Origin of the sequence: Geomicrobium sp. JCM 19055, assembly GCF_000698185.1 — a bacterium.
Taxonomy (GTDB): domain Bacteria; phylum Bacillota; class Bacilli; order Bacillales; family Marinococcaceae; genus Geomicrobium_A; species Geomicrobium_A sediminis.
The window spans coordinates 73,535-94,083 of sequence record NZ_BAXL01000009.1 but is presented as its reverse complement, the minus strand read 5'-3'; the positions used below and the strand labels follow the sequence as shown (position 1 = coordinate 94,083).

The following is a 20,549-nucleotide window of genomic DNA, read 5'->3' as shown; positions in this document are numbered from 1 at the left end:
TATGGTTTCATATCTTCATCCCCTGAAAACAACTTTCATTTCTACATCATACACGATTTAAAAGCGTCCGTATACGACCGATTTTCCCTATAATCACATGGAAAACCGAATGCGTCACACGCATTCGGTTTAAACGATTATTTTGCTCGGTCAATATCAAGCATATCAGAAATGGTTACGAACTCATAGCCTTCTGATTGTAGTTCAGGAATCAATATGTCTAACGCCTGTGCTGATGTAATCGTCTGATCCCAGTTGCCACCGTCATGCATGAGCACAATGCTGCCAGGTGAAATCTCTTCTCTTAAGATCTTCACAATCTCTTCCGCTGGGATTTGTCGCCAATCATTAGAATCAGCATCCCAACCGATGGCAACGTTGTCCAATGCAACGAGGCGTTCCATCAACTCGATGTTCAAACCTCCATATGGTGCACGGAAGAGGCGCGGGCGATAACCAACAATCTCATCAATAACTTCCTCGGTCTGAGTTACTTCCCAATCAAGTTGACCGATCAAATCGTCGGACTCTTCATCATCCGTTAAATTCGGGTGCCAAAACGTATGCGATCCAATGTCATGTCCTTGTTCATCGATCGTCGTTAGCAGTTCTGGGTATGCTTCTGCCCTTGATCCTAGCACGAAAAACGTCGCAGGGACGTCGTACTTTTCAAGTACTTCTAATACTTGCGTTGTATGTCTAGGATCAGGACCGTCATCGAACGTAAGGGCGATTTGCTGTGAACTCGGGTCGCCCATGTAGTAGAATGAATCAGGAAACGATTGTTTTAATTGGGTGAACGTTAACGGATCTGGATCTCTTTCATCTTCTTCGCTTCCTCCTTGTAATGGAGGAACATCGTCTGTTTCCGCTAACGCAACGGAAGGAACGAATACTAAACATATCGCTAATAACCAATGGATCGTCCGCACATCTCTTCTTCCTTTCACAAGATACTTTTTTATAGTCTTGTGATTTCATACCAATAATATGTACGATTTGGTAAAAAAAAGAAAAAAAAGGAGGACTTTTAATGGAAACGAGAGACCGAATTGTATTTTTAGTCGTATACATACTAGCAGCAATTACTATCACGCTTTATTACGTTCCTTTAGCGTCGATCTCACTCATACTCATCTCTGCACACCTTATCACACTTTCGCTCGTCATCTACGTGTTATGGTTTAAGAAAGTCTCAAACTTTTGGTTTTATAACAGCTGGGCAGCAAATGGACTTGTAATCATCCTTACACTCATTATCGTTGATGAGTATTATCTTATTATTTTAGTCCTCTTCATCATCTGGTTAACAACGTTTGGCATCGATATTCTTTTCCGAAAGCCACTCTATGAACGAAATAACGATTGATAATCAAAAATCGTATACCATTGTTCATGGATGTACATGACGCCACAGCTATATTGACGATTCTCTTGTTGTTCATTAGCTTCAAGCGCTTGATGATACAACTGATCTTCAATCGTAAACACATTACTCGTTTGATCGACGATAAAGCCTAACGGATCGTTTTGATCTTCAATTAAAACGATCCGAGTATCTTTCGTATATGCATTCGTTTCCTCTGACTGATTCCCTCTCACATCAACGATTGTTGTCATCAATCCTCGGACGTTGATCACTCCAATAACGCCTTCTGGCGCATTTGGTACTCTCGTTATGTCTTGAATCTTTTCAACGGAGTGGATCGCTAACACATCGACGACGTATTGTTCTCCACCCATTATAAATTGCAGCAACTTCACCTTATCGACCTCTTTCTTCAAGCAATTGCGTAGCATCAATAATGAAAGCAATCGTACCGTTACCTAAGATTGTCGCTCCACTAATGCCTCGTACAGTGGATAATCGTTTTCCGAGTGGCTTAATGACAACATCTTGTTGACCGATAAAATGATCAACGGCGATTGCAGCTGCTTTTTTTACCATGCTTAACGATCAGATAAGACGTAAATGTATCTTCGAAATGGGCTTCTTCAGCAGCCTTCGGTTGAATAGGAACTTGGAACGCTTCTTTTAGCTCAATGACGGGTATAATTTGTCCGCGATATTGCAACATTACTTGTCCTTGCATGACGATCTTGTCTTCATGTGGTGCAATAGCGGTCTCAATGAGCTGAGAAGTCGGTATTCCATAGATCTCCTCTTCACACTGAATGAGTAATACGTCCATAATCGATAACGTTAATGGCAATTGAATAGAAAACGTAGAACCTTTGCCTTCTTCACTTTGAATGATAATTTTACCGCCTAGTTGTTCAAAGGTCTGTTTTACAACATCTAAACCTACACCACGTCCTGAGACATCTGTTACTTCTTTAGCAGTACTAAATCCAGGTGCAAATAACAATTGAAATAAATCAAAATCAGAACGAGATGCTGCATCACTTTCACTAATTAAGTTGTTTTCAATCGCTTTTTTCATGACACGTTCTCGATTAATTCCAGCACCGTCATCACCAATATCAATATAGACATGATTTCCTCGATGATACGCCTCAAGTGTGACGCGGCCCTTCTCAGGTTTACCGACTTGCTTTCTCACGCTCGGTGTCTCAATGCCGTGATCAATCGCATTTCTTAATAAATGAACGAGCGGATCTCCAATTTCATCAATAATCGAACGATCTAGCTCAGTATCTTGACCGGAAATGTCAATAACGACGTCTTTCCCTAATTCCTTCGATAACTTTCGAATCATGCTCGGAAAACGATTAAACACGCGCTCCACGGTCATCATACGCATCGATAAAATCACTTCTTGTAGTTGTGAAGACGTACGTTTAATCCGATCTACGCTACTCGTTAAATCTGGATGGTTGATTGTATGTGCCACTTGTTCGAGCTGTCCACGCTCAATTACAAATTCCTCAAATAAATTCATTAATAGCTCCATACGATCCGTATTGATTCGAACAGTCTTTGTGAGTTCTACCTTTTCTTCTTGCTTCTTTTCTTTTTGACTACTACGCGCTTCTTTTTGTTGTGTCTTTGTCAATTGTACAGGTTGAATGAGAACGTGCTCAATTTCAGAAATTCGCTCCACTTCGTTTTGCAACGTTCCTGCCGCAGTATCCGTCACATAGACGAGCGTAATTGACTGATCGAATTGATCGTTTTCAATGTCTTCAGCACTCGGGATCGATTTTACCATTTCCCCATATTCATCAAGCTTTTGGACGACCATGAAAGCACGAACAGCTTTAAGTACTGCGCTCGCTTCAAACGTTACCGTAATTTCATAGACGTTCAGCCCCGTCGTGACTGCCTGTTCAATAACCGTTCTCTCAAATGGAAAGTAATCAATCTCCATAGAAGCCACAGCCGCGGATTCCATTGAAGATGTTGGATGCTTTGTCATCTGTTCTAACTGCAAGACGATTGTTGAGACGTCGCGATCATTTTCTTCTCCTCGTTCAATATCGCGAACCATTTCTTCTAAAGCATCCGCTGCTTGGAATAACACATCGATCATTGCTGGCTGCAACGATAGCTCTTCTTTGCGTAAACCGTCAAGAACGTTCTCCATCGTGTGGGTGAGCTCAGTAATCGTTTTATATTCCATCGTCGCTGCCATACCTTTTAACGTATGGGCAGAGCGGAAGATCTCTTCAATATGTAGCAGAACCTCTTCTTCTTGCTCAAGTGCCAATAAATGCTGTTGCACATTTTGCAAATGTTCAAAGCTTTCTTCTATAAATAAATGTAAATACTCATGTTGAGCCATCCGTTCACCTCATTGCGGTAATTACTACTTAGTTCTTATATCGGTTTACCTAAACGATAGTTGATAGATAAACGTTATTCGCATTCTTTTCTCACGAAAAGAGCCCCAGATGAACAACGGTGTTCACCTGGAGCTCTTTCTTACATAAAGTATCGGCGATAAATCTGATCTCTATGTTGTTGGAACTGCTCTTCAATTTTCTGTTCTCTGTAAGCACGTTTCGTTTCGTCTTCTGAGTAGAAGCGTCGCTTAATTGTTACAGTAATGAGTAATAAATGAAAGCGCATCGTCAACTCCGCCTCCTCTCAACGTTCATTTTCTACGGCGATCTGTCCTCATTTGTTTTGCCCATTGTCAGTTTGATAAAGCTCTTTGTCATCGGGTGGTGCCTCCTTTCAAGTCATAAGTTGTTGTATATGAAAACGTTCAAATGAACGTTTCACACGAAAGTGAGTGTACGCTTCGACTTACATTTTTAGAAGCAAAATGAACACAAAAAGACCCCACAACATTTCTGCGTGAGGTCACAGCATACGTAATCAATGGTATTAAACGTACTAAGCAATTAGCACATACTACGATTGAACGGATTCCACACACATACAACTTGCTTATTCAATTGTTGACTGTTCTTCATTAGCGTTGTCATGTGTGCTCACCCTTTCATTATTTTCTGAATTTATTATATTCCAGAACGTTCTAGTTGTAAAGCCTTTTTGCTTTACACCATATTTTTACACAATTGTCGGACGATTTAGATCAAAGTGTACACCTTTTTTTCACGTACATCACTTGCTCGGCAATATTCGTGCAATGGTCTCCAATGCGTTCCAATGATCGAGCAATGTAAGCGAGTTGGATCACTGCACGTTCATCATGACCATTTAAGATGAACTCACGAATCGCTCTACCGTACAAATCATCTACTACGACGTCGCTCTGCTCGATTCGCACAACTCGTTCAAGATCGAGGTCATGAAAGGCTTCCATCGCTTCTTCTGCCATCGCAATACAATATTCACCCATTTCAAGTAAAATGCCTTTTTCATAGTCACTAAAATGAAACGGTGCGCGATGTAAATTAGACTTGGCGATTTCTACAGATAAATCACCAAGTCGTTCATAGTCAGCGGTCACTTTCATCATTGCGGTTAATGTGCGTAAATCAGTAGCGACCGGTTGTTGCGTGACGAGTACTTCTACAATCGCATCATTTATTGAAAGTTCATATTGATTAATTGTCGCATCTCGTTCAATCACTTGCTTGGATCGCTCCATGTCTTCATCATCAATCGCAATTAACGTTGACTTTAAAGATTGAAGCGATTCCATACCCATCTGATGCAACTCACGGTGCAAATGTGCAACTTTCTCAGCTAACATTGATCTTTGCATATCATTCTCTCCTTTTACCCGAAACGACCAGTAATGTAATCTTCCGTTTGCTGGGACTTTGGATTTTGAAATAACGCGTCTGTACGATTAAATTCAATGAGCTCACCCATAAGGAAAAAAAGCGGTGGAATCCGATATTCTAGCTGCTTGTTCCATTTGATGTGTGACGAGTACGACCGTGTATTTCTCCTTTAATTTGAGAATGAGTTCCTCTACTGCAATTGTAGAAAGAGGATCTAGTGCAGATGTCGGTTCGTCCATAAGCAAAATATCAGGTGATGTCGCAAGTGCCCGAGCGATACACAGCCTCTGTTGTTGTCCACCTGAGAGTCCAAGTGCAGATTCATGTAAGCGATCCTTTACTTCATCAAACAAATACGCATCTCGTAGCGTTTGCTCAACGATTTCTGGGATGTCTTTTTTTCTTTACACCATGAATCTTTGGTCCAAAAGCGACGTTTTCATAAATCGACTTCGGGAATGGCTTTGGCTTTTGGAACACCATGCCAACCTTTTGACGCAACTCTAGTGGATCGACATTTTCTTGAATCATATTCTTCCCGTTCCATTCAATCGTGCCGCTCCACGTAGCATTTGATGTTGTGCGTACCATCCCGTTCAAGGCTTTCAAAAATGTCGACTTCCCGCAACCAGAAGGACCAATTAACGCAGTTACTTCGTTCTTCTCAATCGTTAAATCAATCCCGTGAATGACTTGATGATCTCCATATGAAATACGTAAATCTTCAATTCGATAAGCGAAGCCTTGTAACGTTCCTGTTGTCATTGCGATTCCCCCTGGATTTTAGCCAAAACGACCAGAAATATAATCTTCACTACGCTTTTCTTTCGGGCTTTGGAAAAATGTCTTCGTATCAGTAAACTCGACAATTTCTCCTTGATAAAAGAATGCCGTATCGTCAGCGACTCGTGCCGCTTGTTGCAAGTTGTGTGTCACTAGCACAATCGTGTACTTTTCTTTTAGCTTTAAGAGAAGTTCTTCAATCTTTGCCGTTGCAATGGGGTCCAATGCTGACGCTGGCTCATCAAGCAGAAGAACGGATGGTTGAATCGCTAGTGTACGAGCAATACAAAGTCGTTGCTGCTGACCACCAGACAAACTTAGAGCAGATTCATGTAGACGGTCTTTCACTTCATCCCATAAACCGACTTGCTTTAAATATGTTTCTGCGTATTCTTCTCGTTTCGCCTTCGACTTAAGCCCATGTTCTTTTAACGGAAGCGTAAGGTTCTTTAAGATTGAATTTGGAAAAGGATTCGGACGCTGAAACACCATTCCAATTTCTTTACGCAGGGCGACCGGATCAACATTGGCATCTAATAAATTTACATCATCATAAAGAATATTTCCTTCAGCTTTAAAGCCTTTAATGCCGTCATTCATTCGGTTGATTGAACGAAGAAACGTTGACTTCCCACAACCAGAAGGACCGATTAATGCGGTAATGCTATGGCGTTTAATCGGCATGGATACATTCATAACCGCTTGTTTCGGGCCGTAGAAAATCGAAAGGTCCGTAACATCTAGACAGAGATCCACCTCTTGTTGCTCTTTTGGCCACTGCTGTTCAACTAACTCGCGTTCTAATACCGCTTGCATGACTTTTCCTCCTTTAAAGGCTTATTTTGCCGTTAACTTCTTATGAAGCCAGCTTCCAAATACCCGAGCACTAATGTTAAAGATGAGAATGACGGTTACTAGAACTGCCGCACCACCATCAGCAACATCTCTTAAGTCTGGAATAATTCCTTCTGAGTTTACTTTCCAAATGTGAACCGATAACGTTTCAGCTGGTCGCATAATGTTAAGTGGTGAATCTGAAGCAAATGGGTTCCAGTTTCCAAAATCGAGCTTCGGTGTTGTCATCCCCGCACTGTATAAGAGTGCTGCAGCTTCTCCGAATACAAGACCGCATGATAGGATAATACCTGTTAAAATTGACGGAAATGCACTCGGTAAAAGTACTGTAGTAATCGTACGCCAATGAGTATAGCCTAGCGCTAACCCACCTTCTTTTAATTCAAGGGGAACGGCTCTCAAAGCATTTTCACACGTACGAATCATAATTGGTAAGTTGAAAATGGTTAATGTTAACGCACCTGCTAGAATGCTATACCCCATTCCCGTCGCATTAACGAAGATGAGTAAACCAAACATTCCAAGTACGATCGACGGTAACGATGCTAATGTTTCAATACAGATACGAATAAATGCCGTAATGCGATTGTCTTTTGCATATTCGGCCATATAAATCCCACCAGCTAAACCGAGTGGAATTGTGAAAATCATCGTCCAAAGCAAGATGTAGAAGGAATTGAACAGTTGATCTTGGATTCCCCCGCCTGCTCTAAATGAACTTGATTTTGACGTTAAAAAGTCCCAGTTTACTTGTTGAATTCCAAGTGATAAAACGTAACCAAGTAACGCGGTTAAAATAATGACGATGATGGCAGCAAACATTGTCAGTACAACGGTCGCAGTTTTGTCTGCTAGCTTTCTACGCTGCATTACACTTTCCTCCTTGAAGCCAGATACCGAACAGTTAAGACGAGGATATAAGACATCACCATGAGCAATAGTCCGAGCGTCCAAAGCACATTGTTCTCTGCACTTCCAAACGTTGTATGGCCCATGTTCAGCGTGATAATCGTCGTCATCGTAGCTGCTGGATCTAATAGTGAGTCAGGTATAATTCGTGTGTTTCCGATTACCATCTGAATCGCCAGTGCTTCACCGATGGCACGAGCCATTCCTAGAATGACCGCGGTGAGTAATCCTGGGATCGCCGCTGGTAGTAGGACACGACGAATTGTTTGCCATCTCGTAGCTCCAAGAGCGTAAGAGGAATCTCTAAGACCATCTGGTAAGCTTTTAAGGCTATCTGCAGATAACGTTGTAACCGTCGGAAGAATCATGACCGATACAACAACAACCCCTGCGATTAAACTATAGCCTGAGCCGCCAAACGTATCACGAATCCACGGAACGAGTACGGTCAAACCAATATAGCCGTACACGACCGATGGAATTCCTACGAGTATTTCAATCACCGGTTGTAAAATACGCTTACCCCAACGTGGAGCAATTTCTGTCATAAATATTGCCGTACCAATTCCAAGAGGTGCAACGATAATGGCAGACAATAAGGTTACCGCAAGGGAACCGAAGATAAATGCTAATGCTCCATAACTCGGGTCAGCGCCTGAAGGATTCCAGTTTGCTGATGTGAAAAATTCTAAAGGATTGATGCCACTTACAAAGAACGATTGCAACCCGCGCTGAGTTAGAAAGAATGTAACCGCGAGGGTTGCAACAATCGTTATCGTTGCTGCTGTATAAACGATAATTTTACCTTTACGTTCTGATTGACGCTTTTGCCCTTTTCGCTGGGTGAGTAATCGCTCACTTGCTCGCCCCTGATCCATACGATATACCACCTGTTCTAATCAGAATTTCTACCTTAACCCCATTGCTTGATCTTTACTCTACAGGCGTTTCGTTGCCTTCAGCATCCCGTTCAACTTGCATTTCAGTTACAGAAATGTAACCTTGCTCAGGGATTAACGTGCTTTGAATCTCTTCTGAAAGAAGGTAATCTAAAAATTCCTTAACGAGACCGTCTGGCTCACCATTTGTATACGAGTGTTGGTACGCCCAAATTGGGAACTCCCCAGCTTGAACATTTTCTGCATTTGGCTCTACACCATCAATACTTAATGCTGCGACACTGTCGTCAATGTGAGAGAAGGCAAGATAACCAATTGCACCTTCAGTATCTGCTACGATTTGACGAACGGTGTTTGAAGAGTCTTCCGTGATTCCTTCAGCAGGTTCAGCACCTTCTAATGCATAATCAACGAACGTAGCTCTCGTACCTGATGAATCTGGGCGGTTTACGAGTGTAATATCAACGTCTTCTCCACCAACTTCAGACCAGTTTGTTACTTCGCCAGTCCATACATCAATCAGTTCATCTTGCGTTAAATCGTCAACACCCACTCCTGGGTTCGCAACAGCTCCCATACCAACGACTGCTACTCGGTGATCAACAAGGTCTTCATGTGGGATGTTGTCTTCTTCTTCAGCAAATAAATCCGAATTTCCAATATCAACTTGTCCTTGAGAAACTTGACTTAGCCCTGCTCCAGAGCCACCCGCTTGTACTTGGATATCAGCTTCTGTATTTACTTCTTCCATGTAAATCTCTGCAGCTGCTCCAATAAGTGGTTGCATTGCGCTTGATCCTGCAAGTGTTACTGTACCGCTAGTAGCTGCACTTGCTTCTGTATCTGTCTCTGCATCAGTGTCGCTACCTCCGCTTGCTGCTTCATCAACCGTTTCATTACTTTCTTCGTCACCGTTACATGCGACAAGTGCAAATGTTAGCATAAGTCCTGAGAATGCAAATAGAGCTTTCTTTTTCATCGTTTCTCTTCCCCCTACAAGGCTTATTGATCTTTACAGCCTTACTATAGCGATTGGATGTTGAGGAGAAATGGATGATATGTAAAAAAACATTAAAGCTTTGTAAAGGTTATTCCGGGGTTTCAGGCGATTTATCGTTCTTTCCTCTATGTAGCAACACTTTAATTGTTAATCAATAACAAAATTCTAGATCAAAGCAAGGTCAAGAATTTAGAAATATAGCAAACCGTCATATTAAACTTCTCTATTAAACAAAAAAAAGAACCCCATTAAGGAGTTCTTTTTAAGTGCTTATGCTTCTTTAGGATAAACACTTACTTGCTTTTTCTTTTTACCAAGACGCTCGAATCTAACAACGCCGTCGATTTTAGCGAAGAGAGTATCGTCTCCACCTTTACCAACGTTCGTTCCTGGGTAGATCTTTGTTCCGCGTTGACGGACAAGGATTGAGCCGCCTGATACGTGTTGGCCATCGCCACGCTTTGTACCAAGGCGTTTTGAAATGGAATCACGACCGTTCTTCGTGCTCCCTACCCCTTTTTCTGAGCGAAAAATTGTAGGTTCATGTTTAGCATTTGTCTGCACCTCCCACGATTTCCGTAACATTTATAAAGTCCCCGTACGCAGCTTCGATATCTTTAAGCGCAATGACCATGCCTTCAAGAAGAAGTTGTCCATCTTCAAACGTTCGTCCTGACCAAGTCGATGGAATAGCTGCATAAATGTAGCCACCTTCATCACCTGCCGTCTTAACGTCCAATGGGGTGTCACATAGCGTTGCAATGGAATTAACGGCTCCAATTGCTACAGCAGAGACACCAGCACAAACGATATCTTCACCGTATTCGGCTGCGTTCGCATGACCACTTAATTCAAACGAGACTACTGTACGATCTTTATGATTTCGATGAATCGTTAATTCAATCATCGTTCTACTTAGACAGTGATGCTGTCAATCTTAACTTTCGTGTAAGGTTGACGGTGTCCTTGCTTACGACGATATCCTTTACGACGCTTAAACTTGTAGATCATAACCTTCTTGTTTTTACCTTGCTTCTCAACAGTTCCAGTTACTTTCGCGCCTTCAACGTAAGGAGCTCCTACTTTCGTATCGTCTCCACCTACAAAATAACACGGTCAAACGATACTGTTTCACCAGCGTCTTCAATAAGCTTCTCGATGAAGATCGTTTGACCTTCTTCTACCTTGATTTGCTTTCCGCCTGTTTCAATAATTGCGTACATGTACTGCACCTCCCGATTTCTAAGACTCGCCATCCAAGGTGTTCAACAAATGTGAACTTCGTACCCCTTCTGTGCGGTTGTAGTTTGGGGGTTCCAAACAACATAAAAATGTTACCATACCGATGCGCTACTGTCAATCATCATAAGGGTAATAATCCCTTCTCCAATCGACATTTCACTCCGATAATCATTGTACCAATAGCGCAACAGATCGTGCTCTTCAATTTGTATCCCTTTTTCTTTGATCATGTAAATCGTTTGCTTTTCTTTATAGAGCCGTTTTAACGCTTCTTGAATCGGCATGCTTTGAGAGACGTAACGAACGATTTGACCTTTTGGTGAACGTTGTTTCCGTACTCGTTCCAACAGAAAACGTTGATAACCAAACGGTTGTTGCTTCCACTCTAACACGTTTGCAAGTAGCAAGAAGCTAAGTACGAACCACAACTGTAAATGCATCGGAAAATAAATCACTGTGACGCTAGCACATACGACTAAAAAAACTTAAAGACAAGTAAAGCGACTGTTTCAAAGCGAGTCGATACGGTGAAAATTTCGCAAGCGCTAATTGCATCATGCGTCCACCATCCAGAGGTAAAATCGGCAATAAATTGAACAACAAAATCGTAAGGTTGTGCAAAATAAAAAGCGAATGATCCGCATAGGACCAAAACGGTAAATAAGAGTAGGCAAAGTAAGAAAGCAGCATTAGATGTAAATGCTGCACTGGTCCAGAAAGCGTGACAATAAACTCTTCACGGAAAGGCCGATTGCCATATTCTTCAGTTTCTAATACGCCCCCAAACGGTAGCAATTCCACTTTAACAATCCGCCATCCAAAATACTTTGCTGCAAGCGCATGACCGAGTTCATGACAGAAAATAATGCTAAAGAGCATGATTAACTCACGAAAATAACCCGTAGCCACCCCAAGACCAATGACGACCCAAAACAGTGGGTGTATGCGAATCCGTTTGAAAACATCAATCAAATGTCATCACTTCACTCGGGTCAATAAACTCATCATCACTACGTAACCCGAACATAAACTGGCCACCACCGTTATCGCTTGATACGGTTCCGATGGAGTCTCCAACCGCAACGTGATCATAAACGTGGACATCAATCGTCTGTAAAGACCCGTACATCGCTTCTGTACCGTCTTCATGTTGGATGACAATCGTTTGGCCGAACCCTTCATTCTCACCTGCCCGTATAACAACACCAGGTCTCACCGCTGTGACCGCTGCATTTTCCATCGTTTCAACAACAATGGCTTGCCCATTTTCAGAAAAGCTTTCCGTCACTTGAATTTCACCTGCCGCTGGCATCGCATATCCATCGAATGAAGGGTCTTCGTTTGTTACGTTCGGGTTTGCAGGAAGTAGTGCGAGCGGGTGACCAAATTGTTCTTCATACCATGAAGATACTGCTGCAAATTGAAACTCATCTTGATAGAGTGATAAAGCCGTTTGTTTCGTTTCGTTAAGTGAAGGGTGGTCGGCTTGAACAACAATCGCAGTAATTAAAAACAACCCGAGTGCTGCTACCCATTGAATAAAAAAACGTTGCTTTACCTTCTCTTTTTTCTTCTGTTTCGCTTCTGAAATTTCTTCATTGCGCCACATATAAAACTCAGGCTCGTGCTCATTCATCTCCTCACGACTCGGATAATACGAATAAAGCGGTAACTCTTTTTCATTATTTTTTTTAGGTTCTTGTGCTTTTTGAACCGTTGTTTCTCTTTTTCTTTTCTTTTCTGCCTCTTTTCGAATTCGATCTAATTGATCACCCATGTCTTACCTCCATTCCTAACGCTTGTACATTTAATTAAACGTATGAAGGATGGAAGCTAGATATGTTAACTGATGGAGCAAATCCTTAGATTTAATGACTCTAGTTGAAAACAACCATAAAAAAATCTGCTGAGAATAGTTCCCAGCAGACAAAATTTATGAGTTCGCTCGTAAGCCAAACAGTGATTTTAATTTTGCAAAGAAGCCTAACTTTTGTTGTTGTGACAACAAAGGCACAGACTCTCCAAGAATTCTTCTTGCGATGTTTCGGTACGCAAGTGAAGCAGAGGTATTTGGAGTGGTAGCTACAGGTTCACCACGATGAGAAGCCTTTAAAACATTCTCATCCTCAAAAACAACACCTAATAAATCCAATGAGAGTGTATCTACAACATCATCAACATCGAGTAGATCTTCACTTTCACTTGTTTTAGAAGCTTTACGAACCCGGTTGACGATAAGCATTGGCTTATCTAATTCTTGTTCAACTAGGCCAGTGACTCGGTCTGCATCTCGAACAGAAGGAATATCTGGTGTTGTGACAACGATCGCTCGATCTGCACCGGCAATGGCATTGCGAAACCCTTGTTCGATCCCTGCAGGGCAATCAATAATTAAATAATCGTAATCTGGCTTTAATTCATCTACGACTTGTTTCATTTGCTCTGGTGTGACCGATGATTTGTCCTTCGTTTGTGCAGCTGGCAACAAATGCAAGCAATTAAACCGCTTATCACGAATTAACGCTTGTCGTACTTCACATTTCCCTTCAAGCACATCCACAAGGTCATAAATAATACGATTCTCAAGCCCCATCACAACATCTAAATTACGTAGTCCAATATCTGTGTCGAGGAGGCACACTTGTTTTCCTTGTAGTGCCAATGCTGTTCCAATATTTGCTGACGTTGTTGTTTTGCCAACGCCGCCTTTCCCGGATGTTATAACAATTGCTTCTCCCACAGCATATCCTCCTAATCCATTTCATTTTTGCGATCACGTCTAAAAGCAGCAAGTCCGCTCATTGCGTGAAAAACAATGTCTTCTTCTTGATGTTCGATACACGCGTACTTCGGTTCAGTTTTCTTCATTTCTATTGAACGCTCTGCACGTGTGGCTTCGGTAAGATACAACCGATCGGCAATCGTAATTTGAGACGGCACCATCACAGATGCCGCTACGATCGCGTTTTCATTGCCATCAATACCCGCTCTTGCAATTCCTTTTAATGCACCTAAAACGTAAACGTCTCCTGCAGCTTCTACAGCTCCACCAGGATTCACATCTCCAAGAATTAGCAAGTCACCTTTCACCCTAAGTACTTGTCCAGAGCGTACGAGTCGAGTAAATGTCGTTAATTCTTGTTGTTCTTGTTGCTTTTTAGCTTCTTTTTTTCGTCATCACTTCGCTAATTAGCTCATCAACAACAATCGCTCCGGACTCTTCAATGATTTGTTGAATTTCACGCTGCTGCTCTTGTTCTAAGTATCGCTTACCTAAATGAACACGCACCGATACATCTTTATTCGGATCGAAAGCGGAATGGTTCTCCGTCAATTTCGATTTGAGTTCAGTAATCATCGCATCATAACCGCATTGATCATTCAGGTGTATGATGATTCCGTCCTTCGTTCCTTTTATCGTTACGTTTTGCTTTTGAACGCTTGTTTTCACCGTCTCACCCCGACCTAGTTTCCATTAGACTACAGAGTTCATCCGTAACTAATTCAACATTTATTATACGTTCTCCTGCTGACGATCGCGATCTTCGAGCATTAAGAAGAATTTACGAAGTGGGAGTATGAGTAATATCCCAAACGCCCCATTTAAAACAACCGAGGGCAGTAAACGGGTTGCAGCAAACTCTTCGAATGTCACTTGAGCAATTCCAGTCCACGTGTACATTAGATAGATTAATGATTCTAACGACGCCACAGCCACAACAACAATGAGCAATACGACAAATGGCCTTGATTGGACTGCACGAAAATTAAACCCTGCCATGTACCCAACGAGTGCATACGAAAACGTGTAAATACCAATGACCGTTGAATAAACGACATCTTGAAACAGTCCAAGACCCATTCCATAAAAGATCCCCGAACGTGAGCCACGATAGATCGAGATTAAAATGACCGTGACGAACGCAAATCGTGGCACCCAATGTAAATCTTGTTCCGTAGACGGCGGGAAGAAGACTTGAAACCAAGTTCCTTCAATGATGAAGAAGAATGCGACAAAAGCAGGAAGCAAGTAACGCATTAATCGTCACTCCCTTCGCTTTCATCTTCTTCCTCTTCTTGTTGTAGAAACTCTTCTTGAATCCCTTCAATATTATCAACATTACGTTCAATCACTAGGACATGATTCAAGTGGAAAAAGTCCGCAGACGGCTCGATGTACGCATTTTGTGTTAACCCGTATTCATCGACTTGTACGTCTACAATCTCACCAATCGGTAAGTCAGCAGGAAAGAGACCCCCAAGTCCAGAAGTACTAACAAACTGTCCTGGCTCTAATTCATTTTCTGAGTCTACTTTTTGTAAAACAAGAAGATCTTGGTCCACGTCCCAACCTTCAATAAAACCGACAGCCGGGTCGCCTTCTTCCGAGCTCACTTTAGCAGACACCCGATTTGTTCGTTCTCCATCACTCAATAGTTGAACTTGTGATGTGAACGCACTCGTATATTGAACCCTACCAATTAAACCTTCTTCGGTGATGACCGCCATGTCCGTTTCGACACCGTGTTGCGTTCCTCGGTTAATACCAATCGTTTCTGTCCATCGATCTGGCTGACGATCAATGACAAGTGCTGGAATCGTATCAAATGAACTCAAACTTTCCATGCCTTCATAAAGGCTTGTTAAACTATCGTTCTCTTCGCGTAATCCATCTACTTCAGAACGTAACATCGCATAGTCATTCAATTGACCTTTTAGTCGTTCGTTTTCTTCATGAACGTTTAAGATATTAACAAAATCATCATAAATATCCCGAACAAAATAAGCCGGACGTTGAAACACAGATTGTACAACACCAACAGAATCACGCATGATTTGTTCAGGAATGGTCGCCTGCTCACGTTCTCTCATCGTAAGACCAACTAAAATAACGAGAATAATGATGCCGACCATAAGTAAAATTAATCGTTTGTTAGAAAAAAAATGGGGCATGCAAGACACCTTCTACTCTCGCAACTAGAGCAAACCCATGCTCCGTTCACTATAGTAACTGTTTCAATCAATCCTGAATAGACGTAGACATCCGTCGATGTGACGAATGTCTCAGTCTTAGAAATGCATTACCAATTGCGTTACTCGTTTTATTTACGGTTAGAACGAGCTGTGATTCCTGCTCTTGATCTGAACAAGTGCAAATTCTCAAGTGCTCGACCTGTTCCAAGTGCTACGCAATCCAACGGTTCTTCTGCCACTAGGACTGGCATGTTCGTCTCTTCACCAAGACGCTTATCTAGGCCTTCTAAAAGCGCCCCGCCTCCTGTGAGTACAATTCCACGGTCCATAATGTCTGCCGCAAGTTCAGGTGGCGTACGTTCTAGTGTTGATTTAACCGTCTCAATAATGGTTGTAATTGTATCTTCTAATGCTTGTGCTACTTCATCTGCATCGATTGAGATCGTTTTTGGAAGTCCAGTAACAAGGTCACGACCGCGAATATCCATTGATTCCATCTCTTCTTGCTTCTCAGCAGAACCGATTTCCATCTTAAGTGCTTCAGACGTACGCTCTCCAATCATCAGGTTGTATGACTTCTTAATGTATTGGATGATCGACTCATCCATCTCATCACCTGCAACACGGATTGATTGGCTCGTAACAATACCGCCTAAAGAAATAATGGCAACTTCAGTCGTACCTCCACCGATGTCTACAACCATACTACCTGTTGGTTCCCAAACAGGTAAGTCCGCACCAATTGCTGCTGCAAACGGCTCTTCAATTGTATAAGCTTCACGAGCACCTGCTTGTTTTGTCGCATCCTCAACGGCACGCTTTTCAACCGCTGTAATTCCAGATGGCACACATACCATGACATTTGGTTTACGAGTGAAGATTGAACGATTCTTTTGTGCTTGTCGAATGAAGTATTTCATCATCGTTGCTGTTGTATCAAAATCAGCAATTACACCGTCTTTCATCGGGCGAATTGCGACAATATTCCCAGGCGTACGACCGATCATATTCTTTGCGTCGTTTCCTACCGCTTCAATTTGTTGATTGTCCGATCTTGTTGCCACAACCGAAGGTTCTCGGACGACAACCCCTTTTCCTTTTACGTATACGAGTGTATTTGCAGTTCCTAAGTCAATGCCTAAATCCTTTGAAAAACCACCAAACATCTATGTATCTCCCTTCATTACCTTCACTATACTTAATCGTTTTTTATTTTCAGTTCGTTACATTTTCACTAAAAAAAAGCACTTCAACGCGAAGCAAAGCAATTAAACTATCTAAATTTCCCTTACTTATTATACGCAACTTTACTCTAAAAACATAGTTGAAAAAAATTGCTTTCGCAAATTTCCTCAATTCGTCACAAACATTGTCATTATGCAAGGTCATTTACAGGACTTTTGCAACTTTGTTTGCGAATACTTTATCTATCGTAACAAATAACCCGCCCTTTTCGATAGCAAAAAGGGCGGGTTATATTAGATAACTTCCAATTCACGTAAACTTACGTATTTATGATCACCAATGACGATGTGATCAAGCAATTCAATTCCTAATAATTGGCCACATTCAAACAGTCGCCTTGTGACAGCTTTATCTTCTTCACTCGGCTCAGGGTCGCCTGAAGGATGATTGTGTAGGGCAATGACCGATGCAGCAGAGCGACGAATCGCCTCTTTAAACACTTCTCTAGGGTGAACGATGGAACTGTTGAGAGAGCCAATGAACAACGTCTGTTTGTGAATGACTTGATTTTTCGTATTTAAGTAGATTGCCACGAAATGCTCTTGCTTTAAGAACCGCAAATCTTCCATCACAAGATCTACAGCGTCATTTGGACTACTAATAATCACACGACTTTTGTCACTTGTCGTATGAATTCGTTTACCAAGTTCCAATACTGCACGGATTTCAATCGCTTTTACCCGACCGATCCCTTTGATCGCTTGTAACTCTTCCAAAGTCGCTTCCTTCAATGGTAACAATCCACCAAATGCCGTTAAAATTCGTTGACTAAGTTCTATTACTGACTCTTGTCGACTACCTGTTCTAAGGAGGATTGCTAACAACTCTACATTCGAAAGCTTATCAGCACCTTCTAGTAGTAAGCGCTCACGAGGGCGCTCGTCATTCGGCATGTTCATGATTGGAAGATGCAACACAACACCTCTTTTTTTACTCGTCTTGTGCCCACGTTGGTACAACGCCAAACGTTTGTAGTTCCTTGTATACACGTGAAAGCGGGAGTCCTACTACGTTATAATAATCGCCTTCAATTCGATCAATGAACAACGCGGCATATCCATTGATTCCATAGGCCCCAGCTTTATCGTAAGGTTCTTTCGTATTCGTGTAATGGTTTACTTCTACTTCTGTTAATAGTTTGAAATGCACAATCGTCTCCACACTAAATTGCACATGTGTTAAGAAGCTTCCAATGTATACACCTGTCACAACACGGTGTGTACTGCCTGACAATGTGCGTAACATTTGTTTTGCTTCTTCTTTCGTTTTTGGTTTCCCGAGCATTTTGCCACCGTCAACAATCGTATCAGCAGTCAGAATCACTTCGTTTTCTTTTAACGCATCTCGCTGGGCAACCGCTTTTTCTTTCGCTAACCGAACCGCTTTTTCGTTTGAAGAAGATGTATCATCAAAACATTCTTTTACACTACGCGTACGGATCTCAAATTCGTAGCCCATTTCTTCAAGCAATTGAATTCTTCTTGGTGACTTCGAGGCAAGAATTAACTTCATCTTGTACTCCTTTTTCTTTCTATTATCTCAGCTTAAAGACTTGAAAGCCATCCATCGAAATTCACGACCGTTTGCATCCAAGCATCTTCTTGCTCCGCATTCTCAAGTGCGCCTGATAACGATTCGTAAAGCGCGGTGCCTTCTTCACTGGATTGGAGTACGGATTGTGATTGTTCTGTCATTGAAGAATTAATCTCTGAACTTGTTAATGCTTGTTCAATAATTTGCTTTACTTCTTCTGCCGCTTGTTGTTGTTCTTCTTCCGCATTTGTGCTTTGAAGATCGAGCGACTTTACAAAAACATCAAGTCCGTCAGCTTCAAACGCTGGTAAATATTCATCTGCCGCTTGTCCAGAAGCCGCGACCGCTACATATAAAAACACATGTTCACTTGATGCTGGGGCATGTAGCACACTTGAATAGCCTTCACTTTCAAGTTGTTGTTGTGAACTTTGTCCCGCTTCAGCTGTTGAAAACGCACCAGCTTGTACGACATCAACCGATAGTTGAACGTCTTGATCACTGACTGATTGCTCCGTTGCTTGTACAGGAGCTGACTCTTCTTCGTTACTTAACATCCATTGCTCTGCAGAATCTGTTGGCGAAGAAGTTGTCACAACTTGCAACAGCGGCAACCCAAACAGAGAACCGATGGCGAGCGCTAATACGATCAACCCTGTCATCTTAATATGTTGAAAAGGAATCGTCATTTTGTTCCTTTTCTTCGGGAAATTGAACTTCCTTTTTTTTATGAAACGGTAATCCTGGTGCCTTTTTCATCGACACCGTGTCGTAATGATTCCCTTCGAGTTGTTCCCATTCTTTTCTCTTCTCTTGAACGTTAATCGTCTCGTTGTGCAAGGCACTTTGATCTTCTACTACATCTGCTTCTTTGTTTAGATCGTCCGTTTTATTTGCTTCTTTACTGTCTGTTTCTAATGTTCCTTCATTGTCTGCTTCTGTTGCTTCTTCATAGCCTTCTTGATGTTCCTGCACGTCTTTTTGTTGTTCTTTTTCTACTTCATTTGTTTCTTCTTGACTGTGTTCTTGCTCTTTTGAAGTTCGTTGATCGTCATTATTTTGTGGAAATTTGAATGTCATGCGATTGTTTTCTCGTTCCAAGTGACATTCCCCCATGTCGGTAATAGAATAGGCTTACCGTATCATAGGTGAAAATCAAACGTTGATGATTCCTGTCAGTCACTTTGATTGTTTTGTCGACATGATTAGCGTTAATAACCTAAAAACAACCCTTGAATTGAAACTGTAAATAAAGTTGCTAGTGCAATCCAAGGTGCAAAAGGAAAGGGTGTTTTCCGCTTTTTAATGACGAGCAACCCGTATACCGAACCGAACAACGTTGCCAGCATGAACATGAATAGAAAATGGGTACTACCGAGCGCAATTGCAAGCACCGTAAACAACTTCACATCCCCACCACCGATTCCTCCATTAGAAAGAACCATGATTACCCACAAACCAACAAATACGAAGAAGGCTAATATGAATGGATCTCCGAAAAACGGAAATGGGTCCAAGAAGCTTCGATGTAAAAGAAAATAACAGAAGAATAGGAATAAAATCTGATTAGGTATCATCATTTTGTAAAGATCTGTTACGGTAACAAGAATACAAAGTGAGAAGAGAAGTAAGAGAAACATAAAGTGAGGAAGTGATTGTTGGAGAACAAACGCAAGGACAAACAAAATCGCGGTCGTGCATTCAATGAGGGGATAGCGGATTGAAATGATCGCTTTGCATTGTGTACATTTCCCACGTTGCCATACATAGGAACCTAGCGGAATTAACTCATTCCACCGAAGTGTGTGTAAACAATGGCGACAATGTGATCTTGGGGTGATGATCGATTCGTCGTTTGGAACCCTTGTTGCAACAACTGTAAAGAATGAACCAAATACTAATCCAACTACGAATAAAACGAAGACAACGACCAAAGCTTCTAACCT

25 protein-coding genes, 4 pseudogenes and 1 other annotated feature are annotated in these 20,549 nt (G+C 41.8%); of the genes and pseudogenes, 1 reads left to right on the top strand and 28 read right to left on the bottom strand.

The window, feature by feature from the left end; genetic code table 11:
• Nucleotides 1-137 precede the first annotated feature (137 nt).
• The gene (locus JCM19055_RS09515) at nt 138-932 is read right to left on the bottom strand and encodes a polysaccharide deacetylase family protein (protein ID WP_042359560.1); all 795 of its coding nucleotides are present in this window, start codon (nt 930-932) and stop codon (nt 138-140) included.
• 101 nt (nt 933-1,033) lie between these two features.
• Between JCM19055_RS09515 and JCM19055_RS09510 the strand changes: the two genes are divergently transcribed.
• The gene (locus JCM19055_RS09510) at nt 1,034-1,369 is read left to right on the top strand and encodes a hypothetical protein (protein WP_042359559.1); all 336 of its coding nucleotides are present in this window, start codon (nt 1,034-1,036) and stop codon (nt 1,367-1,369) included.
• Here the strand turns inward: JCM19055_RS09510 and JCM19055_RS23460 are convergent.
• The 27 genes and pseudogenes from JCM19055_RS23460 to JCM19055_RS09395 form a co-directional block, all read right to left on the bottom strand.
• Nucleotides 1,348-1,764: a chemotaxis protein CheW gene (locus JCM19055_RS23460; RefSeq protein WP_193745378.1), complete on the bottom strand. Its 417-nt coding sequence runs from the start codon at nt 1,762-1,764 to the stop codon at nt 1,348-1,350. The genes JCM19055_RS09510 and JCM19055_RS23460 overlap by 22 nt on opposite strands.
• Nucleotide 1,765: 1 nt before the next feature.
• Nucleotides 1,766-1,948: a chemotaxis protein CheW gene (locus JCM19055_RS31575; protein ID WP_052366154.1), complete on the bottom strand. Its 183-nt coding sequence runs from the start codon at nt 1,946-1,948 to the stop codon at nt 1,766-1,768.
• Nucleotides 1,917-3,746 (bottom strand): chemotaxis protein CheA, encoded by a 1,830-nt coding sequence (locus JCM19055_RS09500; RefSeq protein WP_052366153.1) that lies wholly within the window; start codon nt 3,744-3,746, stop codon nt 1,917-1,919. Before JCM19055_RS09500 ends, JCM19055_RS31575 begins: the two co-directional genes overlap by 32 nt.
• Nucleotides 3,747-3,886: 140 nt before the next feature.
• Nucleotides 3,887-4,033: a YrzI family small protein gene (locus JCM19055_RS25375; RefSeq protein ID WP_152549467.1), complete on the bottom strand. Its 147-nt coding sequence runs from the start codon at nt 4,031-4,033 to the stop codon at nt 3,887-3,889.
• Between the two features lie 472 nt (nt 4,034-4,505).
• Nucleotides 4,506-5,141, bottom strand: coding sequence for a phosphate signaling complex protein PhoU (gene phoU / locus JCM19055_RS09495; protein ID WP_042359558.1), 636 nt, complete (start codon nt 5,139-5,141; stop codon nt 4,506-4,508).
• Between the two features lie 14 nt (nt 5,142-5,155).
• Nucleotides 5,156-5,934, bottom strand: a pseudogene (pstB, locus tag JCM19055_RS09490) (phosphate ABC transporter ATP-binding protein PstB).
• A 12-nt stretch (nt 5,935-5,946) separates the two neighbouring features.
• Nucleotides 5,947-6,762, bottom strand: a complete 816-nt coding sequence (gene pstB, locus JCM19055_RS09485) for a phosphate ABC transporter ATP-binding protein PstB (RefSeq protein WP_052366152.1) — start codon at nt 6,760-6,762, stop codon at nt 5,947-5,949.
• 21 nt (nt 6,763-6,783) lie between these two features.
• On the bottom strand, nt 6,784-7,671 hold the full coding sequence (gene pstA / locus JCM19055_RS09480) for a phosphate ABC transporter permease PstA (protein ID WP_042359557.1): 888 nt from the start codon (nt 7,669-7,671) through the stop codon (nt 6,784-6,786).
• Nucleotides 7,671-8,600: a phosphate ABC transporter permease subunit PstC gene (gene pstC / locus JCM19055_RS09475; protein ID WP_042359556.1), complete on the bottom strand. Its 930-nt coding sequence runs from the start codon at nt 8,598-8,600 to the stop codon at nt 7,671-7,673. Before pstC ends, pstA begins: the two co-directional genes overlap by 1 nt.
• A gap of 43 nt (nt 8,601-8,643) precedes the next feature.
• Nucleotides 8,644-9,588, bottom strand: a complete 945-nt coding sequence (locus tag JCM19055_RS09470; protein ID WP_042359555.1) for a phosphate ABC transporter substrate-binding protein — start codon at nt 9,586-9,588, stop codon at nt 8,644-8,646.
• A gap of 291 nt (nt 9,589-9,879) precedes the next feature.
• Nucleotides 9,880-10,163 (bottom strand): annotated as a pseudogene (rpmA, locus tag JCM19055_RS09465) (50S ribosomal protein L27).
• The gene (locus JCM19055_RS09460; protein ID WP_042359553.1) at nt 10,157-10,516 is read right to left on the bottom strand and encodes a ribosomal-processing cysteine protease Prp; all 360 of its coding nucleotides are present in this window, start codon (nt 10,514-10,516) and stop codon (nt 10,157-10,159) included. The pseudogene rpmA and the gene JCM19055_RS09460 overlap by 7 nt, the downstream one beginning before the upstream one ends.
• A gap of 8 nt (nt 10,517-10,524) precedes the next feature.
• A pseudogene (rplU, locus tag JCM19055_RS09455) lies at nt 10,525-10,832 on the bottom strand (50S ribosomal protein L21).
• Between the two features lie 12 nt (nt 10,833-10,844).
• Nucleotides 10,845-10,921 (bottom strand) — a sequence feature (ribosomal protein L21 leader region).
• Between the two features lie 22 nt (nt 10,922-10,943).
• Complete coding sequence (locus tag JCM19055_RS23450; RefSeq protein ID WP_265181989.1) at nt 10,944-11,291, bottom strand: hypothetical protein; 348 nt, start codon at nt 11,289-11,291, stop codon at nt 10,944-10,946.
• A gap of 22 nt (nt 11,292-11,313) precedes the next feature.
• Nucleotides 11,314-11,823, bottom strand: coding sequence for a M50 family metallopeptidase (locus JCM19055_RS23445; RefSeq protein ID WP_052366150.1), 510 nt, complete (start codon nt 11,821-11,823; stop codon nt 11,314-11,316).
• Nucleotides 11,816-12,628 (bottom strand): M23 family metallopeptidase, encoded by an 813-nt coding sequence (locus JCM19055_RS09445; RefSeq protein ID WP_052366149.1) that lies wholly within the window; start codon nt 12,626-12,628, stop codon nt 11,816-11,818. The genes JCM19055_RS23445 and JCM19055_RS09445 overlap by 8 nt, the downstream gene beginning before the upstream one ends.
• Nucleotides 12,629-12,784: 156 nt before the next feature.
• Complete coding sequence (gene minD, locus JCM19055_RS09440; protein ID WP_042359552.1) at nt 12,785-13,591, bottom strand: septum site-determining protein MinD; 807 nt, start codon at nt 13,589-13,591, stop codon at nt 12,785-12,787.
• A gap of 11 nt (nt 13,592-13,602) precedes the next feature.
• A pseudogene (locus JCM19055_RS23440) lies at nt 13,603-13,962 on the bottom strand (septum site-determining protein MinC); the annotation flags it as partial.
• 46 nt (nt 13,963-14,008) lie between these two features.
• Entirely contained in the window at nt 14,009-14,302 is a 294-nt protein-coding gene (locus JCM19055_RS23435; RefSeq protein WP_052366147.1) for a hypothetical protein, read from the bottom strand.
• A 63-nt stretch (nt 14,303-14,365) separates the two neighbouring features.
• Complete coding sequence (gene mreD / locus JCM19055_RS09430; RefSeq protein WP_042359551.1) at nt 14,366-14,890, bottom strand: rod shape-determining protein MreD; 525 nt, start codon at nt 14,888-14,890, stop codon at nt 14,366-14,368.
• Entirely contained in the window at nt 14,890-15,804 is a 915-nt protein-coding gene (gene mreC, locus JCM19055_RS09425) for a rod shape-determining protein MreC (RefSeq protein ID WP_042359550.1), read from the bottom strand. Before mreC ends, mreD begins: the two co-directional genes overlap by 1 nt.
• A 149-nt stretch (nt 15,805-15,953) precedes the next feature.
• Complete coding sequence (locus JCM19055_RS09420; RefSeq protein ID WP_042359549.1) at nt 15,954-16,991, bottom strand: rod shape-determining protein; 1,038 nt, start codon at nt 16,989-16,991, stop codon at nt 15,954-15,956.
• A 312-nt stretch (nt 16,992-17,303) separates the two neighbouring features.
• Nucleotides 17,304-17,969 (bottom strand): DNA repair protein RadC, encoded by a 666-nt coding sequence (gene radC / locus JCM19055_RS09415; RefSeq protein WP_042359604.1) that lies wholly within the window; start codon nt 17,967-17,969, stop codon nt 17,304-17,306.
• Between the two features lie 31 nt (nt 17,970-18,000).
• On the bottom strand, nt 18,001-18,582 hold the full coding sequence (locus JCM19055_RS09410) for a nucleoside triphosphate pyrophosphatase (RefSeq protein WP_042359548.1): 582 nt from the start codon (nt 18,580-18,582) through the stop codon (nt 18,001-18,003).
• Between the two features lie 32 nt (nt 18,583-18,614).
• Nucleotides 18,615-19,292 carry an SPOR domain-containing protein gene (locus tag JCM19055_RS09405; protein WP_042359547.1) on the bottom strand — a complete coding sequence of 226 codons (678 nt, stop codon included), beginning with the start codon at nt 19,290-19,292 and terminating at the stop codon, nt 18,615-18,617.
• A complete protein-coding gene (locus JCM19055_RS09400) occupies nt 19,267-19,704 on the bottom strand; it encodes a hypothetical protein (RefSeq protein ID WP_042359546.1) in 438 nt (145 codons plus the stop codon). The genes JCM19055_RS09405 and JCM19055_RS09400 overlap by 26 nt, the downstream gene beginning before the upstream one ends.
• Before the next feature lie 110 nt (nt 19,705-19,814).
• Nucleotides 19,815-20,537, bottom strand: coding sequence for an A24 family peptidase (locus JCM19055_RS09395; RefSeq protein WP_042359545.1), 723 nt, complete (start codon nt 20,535-20,537; stop codon nt 19,815-19,817).
• Between the last annotated feature and the right edge of the window lie 12 nt (nt 20,538-20,549).

Bases quoted from the DNA above. Each gene is read 5' to 3' on its own strand.
- JCM19055_RS09510 (WP_042359559.1), top strand. From the start codon at position 1,034: ATGGAAACGAGAGACCGAATTGTATTTTTAGTCGTATACATACTAGCA.
- JCM19055_RS31575 (WP_052366154.1), bottom strand. From the start codon at position 1,948: ATGGTAAAAAAAGCAGCTGCAATCGCCGTTGATCATTTTATCGGTCAA.
- JCM19055_RS09500 (WP_052366153.1), bottom strand. From the start codon at position 3,746: ATGGCTCAACATGAGTATTTACATTTATTTATAGAAGAAAGCTTTGAA.
- JCM19055_RS25375 (WP_152549467.1), bottom strand. From the start codon at position 4,033: ATGCGCTTTCATTTATTACTCATTACTGTAACAATTAAGCGACGCTTC.
- phoU (WP_042359558.1), bottom strand. From the start codon at position 5,141: ATGCAAAGATCAATGTTAGCTGAGAAAGTTGCACATTTGCACCGTGAG.
- pstB (WP_052366152.1), bottom strand. From the start codon at position 6,762: ATGCAAGCGGTATTAGAACGCGAGTTAGTTGAACAGCAGTGGCCAAAA.
- pstA (WP_042359557.1), bottom strand. From the start codon at position 7,671: ATGCAGCGTAGAAAGCTAGCAGACAAAACTGCGACCGTTGTACTGACA.
- JCM19055_RS09470 (WP_042359555.1), bottom strand. From the start codon at position 9,588: ATGAAAAAGAAAGCTCTATTTGCATTCTCAGGACTTATGCTAACATTT.
- JCM19055_RS09460 (WP_042359553.1), bottom strand. From the start codon at position 10,516: ATGATTGAATTAACGATTCATCGAAATCATAAAGATCGTACAGTAGTC.
- JCM19055_RS23450 (WP_265181989.1), bottom strand. From the start codon at position 11,291: ATGCATTTACAGTTGTGGTTCGTACTTAGCTTCTTGCTACTTGCAAAC.
- JCM19055_RS09445 (WP_052366149.1), bottom strand. From the start codon at position 12,628: ATGGGTGATCAATTAGATCGAATTCGAAAAGAGGCAGAAAAGAAAAGA.
- mreD (WP_042359551.1), bottom strand. From the start codon at position 14,890: ATGCGTTACTTGCTTCCTGCTTTTGTCGCATTCTTCTTCATCATTGAA.
- mreC (WP_042359550.1), bottom strand. From the start codon at position 15,804: ATGCCCCATTTTTTTTCTAACAAACGATTAATTTTACTTATGGTCGGC.
- JCM19055_RS09420 (WP_042359549.1), bottom strand. From the start codon at position 16,991: ATGTTTGGTGGTTTTTCAAAGGATTTAGGCATTGACTTAGGAACTGCA.
- radC (WP_042359604.1), bottom strand. From the start codon at position 17,969: ATGAACATGCCGAATGACGAGCGCCCTCGTGAGCGCTTACTACTAGAA.
- JCM19055_RS09410 (WP_042359548.1), bottom strand. From the start codon at position 18,582: ATGAAGTTAATTCTTGCCTCGAAGTCACCAAGAAGAATTCAATTGCTT.
- JCM19055_RS09405 (WP_042359547.1), bottom strand. From the start codon at position 19,292: ATGACGATTCCTTTTCAACATATTAAGATGACAGGGTTGATCGTATTA.